The 11,605-nt window shown below is 76.0% G+C and carries 4 protein-coding genes and 1 pseudogene; all 5 read right to left on the bottom strand.

Annotation, left to right across the window (positions count from 1 at the left end; translation table 11 throughout):
* A pseudogene (locus tag AOK09_RS41245) lies at positions 1–366 on the bottom strand (hypothetical protein); the annotation flags it as partial.
* A 55-nt stretch (positions 367–421) separates the two neighbouring features.
* A complete protein-coding gene (locus AOK09_RS05035) occupies positions 422–4,216 on the bottom strand; it encodes a DUF5682 family protein (RefSeq protein WP_079062765.1) in 3,795 nt (1,264 codons plus the stop codon).
* 1 nt (position 4,217) lies between these two features.
* Entirely contained in the window at positions 4,218–5,351 is a 1,134-nt protein-coding gene (locus AOK09_RS05030; RefSeq protein WP_079062764.1) for an ATP-binding protein, read from the bottom strand.
* On the bottom strand, positions 5,348–10,459 hold the full coding sequence (locus tag AOK09_RS05025) for a hypothetical protein (protein ID WP_055585893.1): 5,112 nt from the start codon (positions 10,457–10,459) through the stop codon (positions 5,348–5,350). Before AOK09_RS05025 ends, AOK09_RS05030 begins: the two co-directional genes overlap by 4 nt.
* Entirely contained in the window at positions 10,456–11,310 is an 855-nt protein-coding gene (locus AOK09_RS05020) for a DUF4132 domain-containing protein (protein ID WP_055585892.1), read from the bottom strand. The genes AOK09_RS05025 and AOK09_RS05020 overlap by 4 nt, the downstream gene beginning before the upstream one ends.
* Positions 11,311–11,605 lie beyond the last annotated feature (295 nt).

Below are 11,605 nucleotides of genomic sequence, written 5' to 3'. Positions count from 1 at the left end.
GGCGGACGGCGCCGCGGCGCCGGTGTCCTCGGGCGACGGGGTGGTCCGCGGATCGGCGAGCGGGGCGGCGCTCACGGACGCGGCGCGGTGCAGGCATGCCGGGGCGAGCAGGCACGAGCAGGTCACCGCCTCCGCCGAGGCCACGACGCCGCCGTCGGTGTGCAGCACCACCTCCGCGTCGTCGTCGACGGCGATATGCAGCTCAGTCCCCTCGGCGGACCAGCTGCGGGGCCGGGCGAGGAACTTGGCGACGGCTGCGTCGAGTCGCTTGGCGAGTCGCGGGGAGAGGGCACCGACGATCTCGGCGACCACATGGGGCTCTACGGCCGGCAGGTTCGCGGCAGCCTGGCCTGGTGCGCCCGTCATACGGTGCGGCTCCTTCGGTACGGGGTGAGCGGCGTCCGGGGGTGAAGGTGACGGGTCATCGGATCTGTTCACCGACCCAGCGTGCGAGTTCCAGCGGGCTCAGCGCCGCCACCGGCATACCTGCCGCGACCAGTTGGCCCGCGACGGCGGTCGAGTAGCGTGCCACGCCGGTGTCGTCCAGGGAGGCGCAGCCGATGAGGCGGCAGCCCATGCCGATCAGGTGGCGGGTTTCGGAGAGCAGGCCGCCGACGGGATAGCCCTCCTCGAAGTCGCTGATCACGGCGACCAGCGTGCGGGACGGCACGGTCACGAGGTCACGGGCGGCGCGCAGCCCCGCGGCGATGTGCGTGCCACCGCCGACGCGTACCTCCAGCAGCAGCGACAGCGGGTCGGCGATCCGCTCGGTGAAGTCGACCACCTCGGTGGAGAAGGCGAGGAAGTGGGTGCTGACCGTCGGCACTCCCGCCATGATCGCCGCAGTGAGTGCGGCCCAGATCGTGGAGGCCTCCATCGAGCCGGAGACGTCGACCACGAGGATCAGCCGCCAGTCGGAGCTGCGGCGGCTGCGGCTGTGGAACACCGGCCGTTCCGGCAGGACCACCGTACGGCCGTCCGGTCCGGGGCGGGCCGTGGCCAGGTTGGCCTGGATGGTGCGCCGCAGGTCGAGCGGGCCGCTGGCGCGACGGGACGGCCGGGTGCCGACGAGGCCGGTGAGCGCCGGACGCAGCCGCGTCGCCAACTGCGCCGACAGCTCGGCGACCAGTCGGGCGACCAGCGGGCGCAGTCGCGCGAGCTTGGCCTCCGGCAGGGCGCCGGCGTGGGCGAGCACGGTACGCAGCAGCTCCACGGAGGGGCGGGCGGCGCCGGGGTCGAGTTCGAGCAGGGCGTCGGCGCGTCCCTGGGTGACGGCTGTGGCCAGGACCTCCTCCCGGACGCCCGGCCCGAAGAGCGCCTGCAGTTCCTCGGCCCAGTCGCGGACTCCCGGGAACGGCGCCTGGCGGCCGCCGCGGTCGGAGCCTCCTGCGGGGGTCCCGATGCCGGGGCCCGAGCCCTCGCCGTGACCGCGGCCGTAGAGCTCGTCCAGGGCGCGGGCCAGGCGGCCGCCGGTCGCCGGGGCCTCGTCCTGGGGCAGCGGCCGGCCGAGCAGAAGCCGCCAGCGCACGTCCAGCGGCAGGGCGCGGTCGGCCGCCGCCCATTGCGGGTCGGCCGTCGACGGGCCGGCCATCGACGGGCCTGCGGTCGATGGGCCGGCACCAAGCGGGGCAGCACTCAGGGAATCGGCACTCAGCAGATCGGCAGCCCCCTGGCCGGCGCTCAGCGGCCTGCCACTCAGCGGGCCGCCAGCAGCCGGTGAACCTCCGGCAGCGGCACCCGGCGTACCGCCTCCGGGACGGTCCGGCAGCAGCCCGAGGCCGGCCAGCAGCTCGCGTGCCGCAAGGTCCGCGGCGCTCCAGGCAGGGGAGCCGTCGAGGCGGGCGACATGCGTGCCGACCCGGTCCTCCACCAGCGTGAGCAGCCGTTCGCGGGCCGCCGGGCTGAGGGTGTCGAAGCCGCCGCGCAGCGCCGGCAGCCGGGCGACGAAGGCCTGGTCCGGCAGGTGCGCGATGCGTTCGAGGAGGGGGGACAGTGCGTCCGGGGCGCTGTCCAGCAGTGCGCCCGCGGCGGTGAGCAGACCGGTCAGCGCCTGCTGGAGACGGGCCCGCGACTCGGCGGTCCCGGCCTGGTCCACCCAGGAGGCGATCCGGTCGCCCAGCCGGGCGGGCTGCTCATGGCCGAGCAGGACCCGTACGGCGTCCGCGGCGGCGCGCATCAGCGGTGTGCCCGTGGTGGCCAGGGCGCTGAGAGCGCGGGTGAACCGGGTGCCGCCCAGGATGTCGGCCCGGTCGGCGAGTTCGACCAGGGTGCGGGCGTCCGCGGCGTCCTCGCTGCCGGCGAGTCCGTCCAGGGCGCGCAGGGCGGCGTCGGTCAGCAGCTCCGTCAGGCCGAGGAGTTCGGCCGTCCGCGCCTCGGTGGGGCGGGGCAGTCCGGGGTAGTGGCCGTGGCGTACCCGGTCGACCAGGGCGAGTGCGGACAGCAGGTCCTGCAGCGTGCCGCAGGCGGGGAGGTGGCCGGCGCACTCCCGCAGGCCCTCCTGCGCCAGCTCGGGCAGGCCGCACGCGGCCGCCGCCTCCAGGCCCGCGATCACCTCGGCCGGGGTGGGGCCGCCCAGTTCGTCCTGGCGGCGGCGTGCCGCGCGGAGCGCTCCCTCGGCGGCCTGGGCGGGGGTGACGCCCCAGAGCCCGGCGACCGGGAGCATCGCCGCGACGGACGGGGCCCAGGCGACCCGCCAGCGAGTGCCGAGCGCCTCGGAGCCACCGGCGCGTACGGACACCACACGCTCGGCGTAGGGGATCCGGCAGGTGCTGAGCCGTTGCAGCAGCAGTTCACGCCGCCGGTCCCGGGCGGAGCGGAGGGGGTCGAGACGGATCAGTTCGGGAGCGGCGGTGCTCTGCGCCGGACCCGGCAGTCCCAGCTCGGCGAGTTCCGCCTCCACGGCGGGTGCGAGGCCGCTGCGCGGCGCGTCGGCCGCGGTCCGCCCGGTGCGGGTGCCGACCAGGACCCGGCCCAGCGCCGCGGCCACCGCCCGGCCCCGGCCGAGCGGTTCGCCCTGGGCGAGGACGCTCTGCACGGCCTCGACGAACTCGCCGCGTCCCGGGCAGGGCAGCCCGCGCAGCCGGGCCAGATCACCGGCCAGCCGGGTGATCTCACGGGCGTCGGCCGGTCCCGACGGGTGCCCCGAGGCGCGCAGCTCCGCGCAGAGCGCCACGGCGGTGCGGGTCAGTGCCGCCTCCAGGGCTGCGGGATCACCCTCGGCCTCCAGCACACGGTGCTGCCACTCCGGGTCGCGGATACCGGCCGGGTAGCCGGAGCGCTCGTCGAGGAGGGGATAGGTGTAGGGGATGAGGGAGGTGACGAAGTGCCGGCTGCCGGCGGCGGGCGGGGTGGGCGGTGCCTCGCTCGCGGGCGGCGGCTGCTCGTCCGCCGGAGTGAACGCGGAGGCCAGTGCGGGCGAGTGGAAGGAACCCGTCACCGCGGCGACCCGCAGTCCCCCGGCACGGGCCTCGGCGATCCGGGCGCGCATCCATGCCTCGCGGGCCAGGTCGTGCGGGTCCACACCGCCGTCCTGCTCCGCGTCGCGACGCAGCGCGCAGCCGACCAGCAGGGCTGCGCGTCGCAGCTGTTGGGGTGCGGAGCCGGGAGCGGCCGCCTCCACCAGCCGGTCCCAGGGGTCCTCGCCGGGGCGGCCGCTGAGGTTGGCACGCAGCAGGTCGAGGATCCCGGCTCCACCGGGCCGCCGGTCCGGGGAGGCGGGGCCGGCGTCACGGTCGGTGCTCCGGGCGGCCAGCGGCAGGTCGCAGGTCCGGTACGGGACGCCGTTGCGTGCCGCCCAGCGCAGCGCCGCGAGTTCCGGGGAGAAGTCGGCGAACGGGTAGAACGCCGTGCCGCCCCCGCTGCCCGCGGCATCGTCCGCGCCGGCGTGCGGTGCGGCGGCGAGGGCCACGGGTGCGGTGGTGTCCGGGTGGACGAGCCACGGCAGCCACTCCTCCAGCTCCTCGGGCAGCTCCACCAGTACGACGTCCGGGCGGGCAGCCGCCAGGAGGGCCGGTACGGCTGCCGCCAGCGCGGGCGAGTGGTGCCGCACCCCGATCAGCCCGGTCTCGGCCGCCAGCGCGTCAACCGCCGCCGTCAGCGCGTCGACCGCCGCCGCCGGGTCGTCGACCGGCCGGGCCGGCTCCGCCGGGGCGCCCTCGACGGCGGCGGGGCCGGGCTCCGGCCGGGCCGGGGCCGTCCCGGGCTGCGTACGGGTCACCTCAGGCCTCCAGGTCCGCGCGCTGGTCCCAGAGGGTGCGCCAGGTGGCGGCGCCCTGTTCGGCACGGCGGCGGACCGGGCCGTCCCAGTAGCCCAGCAGCCGTGCGGTGTCGGCGGGGTCGTCCTTGCGGACCGCGCCGAGGAGCTGGCCCGGGAGGCGGGACAGCACATCCCCCGACTGCGGCAGATAGGCCGCGGCGACGCCCAGGGAGGTGGCGACCGAGACGGCCTCCGCCGTGCTCAGCACCGTGGAGGGCCGCTCGACCTCCCAGCCCTCGGTCGACCGGCCGGACCGCAGATCGCGGAAGGCGGTGACCAGCGCGTCCAGCACCGCGTCGTCCACCGCGTAGGGGGCACCGGCCCGTTCGACGGCGGCCGAGGACTGCCGCCGCACCAGGGCCACCTCCTCCTCCAGGGAACCGATCGGCCCGACGGTCTCGAAGTTGAAGCGGCGCTTGAGCGCCGCCGACATCTCCGACACGCCCTTGTCCCGCAGGTTGGCCGTGGCGATCAGGGTGAACCCCGGGGCGGCGTGCAGCAGTGCGTCCTCGCTGCCGGCCAGTTCGGGGACGGCGACCCGGCGTTCCGACAGCAGTGAGACCAGGGCGTCCTGCACCTCGGGCAGGCAGCGGGTGACCTCCTCGACCCGGGCGACGCGGCCGCCGGTCATCGCGGTCAGCACCGGGGACGGGACCAGCGCCTCCCGGCAGGGGCCCTTGGCCAGCAGCAGGGCGTAGTTCCAGCCGTACTTCAGCTGGTCCTCGGTGGTGCCCGCGGTGCCCTGCACGGTGAGCGCGCTGGTGCCGCAGACCGCCGCCGCGAGGAGCTCGGAGAGCATGGACTTGGCCGTGCCCGGCTCGCCGACCAGCAGCAGACCGCGCTCCCCGGCCAGGGTGACCACGCAGCGCTCGACCAGTGCCCGGTCCCCGACGAACTTCTGACTGATCACCAGTCCGCTGCGGCTCCGGGCGCCGGGCAGCGGCTCACCGCCGCTGCCGAGGATGAAGGTCACCACGGCCTGCGGGGTGAGCAGCCAGCCCGGCGGACGGGGGCCGCCGTCATGGGCGGCCAGGAACTCCAGTTCGGCGGCGTGGAGCTCCTCCGGCGGGACGAGCTGGCGGTCGGTACGGCTCAACGGGCTGCCTTCCTGCTGGTACGACGGGCGGTGGGGGAGACGGGCTGCTCGTAACGGGGCGTGTCGCCCTCCCGGACGCGGCGCCAGGCGAGCTCGAACAGTTCCGGGACGGGCCGGTCGGGCCAGCGCGCCACACCGGCGGAGAGCGGGTACAGCCCGGCCTTCCAGGTCTCCATCGGGATCCCCGGCGACGTGGACTCCTGCCAGCCTCCCGGCAGGAACAGGCTCCGGCCGGCGCGGGCGCGCTTCGCCTCGACCACCAGGCCGTCGGCGGCCAGGAGTTCGGCGCGGGCGGCCTTGAGCCGGGCGGGCCTCCAGCCGGTCCAGAGCGCGACCCGGCGGTCCATGGGGTCGGGCAGCGCCAGCAGCATGAGGTACAGCGCGGCGGCGTCCATGCCGAGTCCGTGGGCCTCTGCGACCTCGCGGACCAGGTCCGGGACGGCGGTGGAGGCGTCCTGGGCGTGGCGCGGGGTGCAGCTCAGCGCCGCGCCCGCGTCGACCAGCCGGTCGGCCTGCGGGTCGAGCAGCCGGCGCAGCGCCTGCAGCTCGCCGTCGCCGGAGCCGTCGCCGCCGCTGTGGCCCAGCAGCAGGTCGAACAGGGGGTCCTGCGACCCGGCCAGCGCTGCCGGGCGCACAAGAACGGTCTCGCGTCCGTACTTCGGTGCCAGCACCAGGGCGTCACCGAGCCGGACCGTCCCGTCGGCGCCCGCACCGCCCGTCTCGGGCACGCCGAACACCGCACGCAGCGCCGGCGCCGTCGGCCGGCCCTTGACGTCGTGGGAGACGTGCAGGTCGAGCAGCAGCCCGGGATCGGCGAGCCGGGTGCGGACCGCCCGCAGCGCCTGCGGAAGCCCGGCGCGCAGCGGATCGCCGTAGGGCAGGTGGTAGGCGAGCCAGCGCAGGGCGTTGCCGACCGAGCTCCAGGCGCGCCGGCCGGGCGGCAGCGCCAGGGGGTCCTCGGCGATGAGCTCGGTCGTCGTGTGGTTGTTGCCGTGGTTGCGGCTCACCACGCGCTGCACGGTGGTGCGGGTCAGCCAGGGGGTGTGCTCGGCGTCGAGCAGCGCGTCGACGGTGACCGGATCGGCGCCGTTCACCGTGGTGGCCAGGTTCTCGGGCAGCCAGGTACGCCGGCCGAACCGCTCCGTCCAGCGCTCCGCGCCCGCGGTGACGTCAGGTCCCTTGCTCCACAGGACGGCGGGGTCGTCGGGCAGCAGGGCGGCGATCACGGACGACAGGCCGCAGTCGTCGTGCTGCCTGAGCCGGGTCCGGGCGACGGCCTCCTCGGCCCGTGCGATGCCCGGGAGGACCTGGGCGCCCTGCGGCGGGATGCCCGCGAGCAGCACGGCGGCCAGGGCGGCACCCGCACCGGTGCTCTCGTGCAGGGCCGCGACGGCCTCGGGCCGCCAGGCGGCGGGGCCGTCGGCGGCCGCCCGGTCGAGGAGGGCCTTCAGCTGCGCGGGATCGCGGTGGGTCGCCACGCGTTGCCCGCTCCCGGTGGTGAACCCGTCCACCTGGCGGAACTGCCCGCTCGGATCGTGATCCAACGCCAGCCAGCTTCTGCTCACCGGGGTCCATCCCTGCTGGTCGACGATGACCACGGTCCGGTCGCCCCGGCGGAACACCTGTCCCCGGCGTCCGGAGCGGGCGGGATTCACCGGGTCCTGCGGCTCACTCAGCACGACCCCGCGCAGGGTGTCCCCGGATGCGGTGAGCGGCAGGTGCAGCAGTTCGCCGAGGAGCAGGCGCAGGGTTTCCCGTACGTCGGGCTCCGTCACCTCGCAGACGGACCGCAGGGTGAGGTCCGGCAGCCGGTGGAGCAGGGGCACCCAGGACGTGTGGGCCGCCCGGATGTCGTGCTTCTCCGCGGACCAGACGCCCTCCGGGGACGGCCCGCCGTCCCGGGTGCCCTCCGCGGGCCGCAGCAGCGCCGCGACCGCCCGGATCTGGCCCAGCACCGTCCACGCCTCGGCGCCCCGGGTCACCTCGTGGCCGGAGCTCACCTGGGTGAGCATCCGGATCCGGTAGTCGTCGCCGAGGGGCGGCCGGTACTGCTCGGCGCGGGGCGTGGAGGAGAGGCGCCGGCGCTCCGCCCCGTCGGCGTCCTCGGCCGGCCGGAAGGCGGCGGCCCTCGCCTGCAGCGCCACCGCGTGCAGCACCTGCCCGGCCACGCCCGCGCGCAGCAGCGGGTCCGTCACCTGCGGGAGCAGCCGGCCCACCTCCTCGACGGGGACCAGCTCGGCCCGGGTGCGTGGCAGCCGGGTGCCGGCGACGACCAGCCAGGTCTTCTCCTCGTCCGCACGGTGGTCCCGGGGACGGGCCGCCGAGAGCAGCTCGGCGGCCCGGGCGTCGGTCAGGCCGCGCAGGGCCTGCGAGCCCTGTTCGTCGCGGGGCCGGAGGTTGTGCCAGAACGGCGCCGCCGGCACCACCGGTGTGCCTGCGGCGAAGAGCCCGCCGGTCTCCGAGACGGCGAACCGCCCGAGCAGGTTCGCGCGGTGGCCGCCGTCCCCGGACCGGTACACCGCGAGCTGGTTGTGGCCGCGCTGCACCAGCAGGAGTTCGGCGTCCCCGGGCAGCCTGAGCAGGCCGATCGGCAGCTCCGGGGCGTGCCCGAGACCGGCGGGGAGGTGGACGACCCGGCCGTCCGGCGTCCCCAGCACCACCTGGTCACGCCCGCAGCGTATCCAGCGGCCGACGAGCGACCCGTCCGTTCCGAGCGGCGTGTTCTCCTGGCCGGGCTGCAGCGGGAGCACCTCGCACCGCGTCGGCTCCAGCGGCAGGTCGCACTGCCGGGAGGAGGCCGTCAGCCACGGCGGGAGCGAGGCCCGGCCCCGGGCGCCGGTGACCGGGTCGAACTCCGTCCATGCCCCCTGCCGCTGGCCGTCCCCCTCCAGGACCCAGTGGCCGACGCCGTCGCTCCAGACCGGGCGCAGACGCGGCAGCGCGGTGTCCCCCGCCCGCAGCGGCCGGCAGCCGGTGGTGCGGCCACCGTCCGGTGCGGGCAGCGAGAGCCGGTCGTCCGGCCGCCAGGAGTACTCGACCGGGGCACCGGTCAGCTCGAACTCGTCGTCGGGGCGAGCCGACCAGTAGCCGCGCCAGCGGCCGTTCTCGTACCAGGAGACCAGCAGTTCGCCGTCCACGAAGCAGAACTGGCGCTGCTGCCGGGGAGCCGTGCGCGGATGGTGCACCAGCAGCACGTCCTGCGGGCCTGCGACGGCCACCTGGCCGTCACGGTGCACGATCAGGGCGGGCCAGGCTTCGGCGAGCGCCGTCCGGCCCTGGCCCGTCAGACCCGCGGGCGGGCGTACGACCCCGAGACCGCGCAGTCCGGGAACGGGGTGGCGGGCACCGTCGACGATCGCACACGCCTGCTCCAGGGCCGGCCAGCCGAGTTCGTCGACGATGCCGGCCCGCAGTGTGCGCCCCAGCAGCCCGGCGACGTCCAGGCCGGCGATGCGGGCGGCCGCCTCCGGGCGGAGTTCGGCGAGCTCCGTACGCCAGGACGCCAGCGCGACCAGGATCTCCTCGGCCGCGGCGAGCCCCTGGCAGCGGCCGAGCCGTTCCAGCTGCTCGTCCAGCCACTCGCCGAGCAGCTCCGCGAGGACCGGCACGCTGGTGACCGACCGGCGCGACCGGCCGCTGCCGCGATCCCGGCTCTCGCCGGCCGCGCGCCGGAGCGCCGGACGCAGCACCGGGTCGGCGGCGACCGCCGCCAGGTCGCGCTCGCCCGGAGTGCGGTCCTCCAGCCAGGGCACCAGGTCCGGCCGCTGGAGCAGCTCGGGCGGCAGGTCCACCGGCACATCCGCCGCCAGCAGCACATCGAGCAGGTCCAGCAGCACCGCGTGCCGGTGTTCGGGGACCGAGGCGAACAGCGCCACCGGGACCGCGTCGCGGCGCAGACGGTCCGCCATCCGTCCCACCAGCGCGATCGTCTCCGGCGAACGCTGGGACTGACCCCAACGGGCCATCAGATGACCGGCCCAGCGGGACAGCCATGCCGCGGGAGCGCCGACCTCGGCCCCGTCCTGCGCCCCGCCGTCCCCGTCCGCGGCGCCGGTCAGCAGTGTCTCGGCACCCGTCCCGGCGAGCAGTTCCAGCCATGTGGCGGTGAAGCGGGACGGACGCCAGCCCGACTCACCCGAAGGCGTGGGCAGCAGTTCCAGCAGGCGGCGCCGCACCTCGATGGCGCTCGGGCCGCCGTCACGGGCGCCGGCGACCTCCTCGGTGCCGGCGAGTTCCCCCAGGCGTTTCCGCCAGGAGGTCCAGAACGCGGCCGGCGCACGGCCGATCGCCGGTGAGCACAGCAGCTCCCACAGCAGCTCCCGTTCCGCGGCCGCGGCTGCCTCCCCGGTGAGGCCGGAGCCACGCAGCAGCGAACGGGTGTCCTCGGCCAGCCCCGCATACGGCGGCATGCCGGCGGCGGAACGCTCCACGCACAGCTGCCGGAAGCCCTCCCACGCCCGGGCGCCGCCCAGGCGCGCGGCGAGGTCCTTCACATAGCGGCGCAGCGCCTTGACGGTGAGCGCACCGCTGAGAGCGAACTCCATGAACACCGCACGCAACCGGTCCTCGTCCAGCGCCAGGTTGTGCACCTGCTCGGCCTGACGGGCCTTGTCGAAGAAGGCGGCCGCATAGGTCTGGTTGTCCGCGTCCAGCATGATCCTGCCGACCTGCTCCAGGTAGGTGGGCAGGAAGTGCGGTACGGTGCGGCCGAGTTCGGCGGCGAGCTGCTCGAAACCGTCCTTGGCCGCGCCGGGCTTGCTGCGTGCCTGCCGGGCCAGTCGCTCCATCTCCTTGACCAGCGCGAGGGCGTGGTGGCCGTTGGCCGGGTCGTGGACCAGCGCCCAGGCGGGGAAGCCGAGGGCTTCCTGCCGTGCCCGCCCCACCTCCACGGGCTCGCCGTCACGTGCCAGGCCCAGGAACTCCAGCGCCAGATCCTCCGCCTCGCCGAGCGCGGCGGGCACAAGGCGTACGACGGGCTGGTCCGTCAGGGCGGGGTGGGAGTACTGGCGGGCCGTCAGCCGGTCGGTGGCGGCGGACGTGCCGTCGCCGCGGCCCGCGGTGGTGTCGGTGTCCGCGGTGGTGTCCGTGGTGGTGTCGGTGGTGCTCATGCCGCCTGCTCCTCGTCCCGGTTCCTGCTCCCCGCGTACAGCCCGGCCGCCATCCGCACGCCCTCGGACCAGGCCACCGGCCCGACGGAGCCCAGCGGAAGCGGCTTGCCGTCCCGTCCGAACCACTGGAGCGGCCCGGTCTCCGTGCCGCCCTCGTAGTACTCGCCGAGCCAGACCCGGGCCTGGAGCGGAGTTCCGTCCTCGACCAGCGGCAGCACGGCGTAGCCGCCGCGCACCCGGTAGCCGAGCCGGGTGGCGCGTGCGACCAGTTCGCGGAGGTCGGCGTACTCGCCGCCCGCGAACGACGGCTCGGCGAGCGCGGCGGGGTCAGCGGTGGCGGGCCGGCGCCAGACCTCCCGGTACAGCTGCTGCACGCCCTGCTCGACACCCAGCTCGCCCGCGAACTCCCGCAGGTCCGCGAGGTCTTCGAGGAACACCGGGTGGGGAATGCGCACCACCGCGTCGTCCAGCCGGACGGTGTCCCCGTCGAGGTCCACGACGCCCAGGCCTCTGCCGGGATCCGCGTCCCGGAGGAAGCCGACCACGTCCGAGCCGTCGACCGGGCACACCACGACGTCGCGAAGCACGTCCCGCCACACCGGATCCGCCCACACCTCGGCGAGGAGGGTGCGGGAGAGGGGCTCGGACTGGATCATCCAGCGCTCCACCACGGCCGCGCACTCACGCGCATGGCGCTCCAGCCACTCCGCCAGAGCCCTGAGCTGCACCACGGCAGGCTCGGCCTTGAGCTTCGCCGGAACGCTCCGCAGCCGCCTCCCCGAAGCGTTGCGACAGACGACCTTGCCGCCTTCCAGGGCGACTTCGTAGTCGCCCGCCGCTACCCACCCCACGCCCAGCCTCCCGGTCAAGTGATCATTCCGTTGGGATGGCGGAAACCGTAGTCGGAGGCGCTGACAACGCCCCGTCGAGGGCGGCCTGGGGCCGCTGTCGCACGGGAACGACGAACCGGCGGCGCCCGGTGGCGGCTGCCGACTCCCACCCTCCAGGCCACCGCCGGGCCGGCGGCCCGGGATCTCCGGCAGCCCTCGGTGTCAGTGCCCCGGGCTAGGCTGCGCGCCGTGACCATCCGGTACGGTCCGCACCCGCCGGGGTGTGCCCGCACCGGGCGGGGGGGGTCGTCAAGGG

Origin of the sequence: Peterkaempfera griseoplana (assembly GCF_001418575.1) — a bacterium.
In the GTDB taxonomy this organism is placed as follows: Bacteria; Actinomycetota; Actinomycetes; order Streptomycetales; family Streptomycetaceae; genus Peterkaempfera; species Peterkaempfera griseoplana.
This window is presented reverse-complemented; position numbering and strand designations above follow the sequence as displayed.

Excerpts from the sequence above, each read along its gene's own strand:
- AOK09_RS05025 (WP_055585893.1), bottom strand. The coding sequence starts at position 10,459 with ATGAGCACCACCGACACCACCACGGACACCACCGCGGACACCGACACC.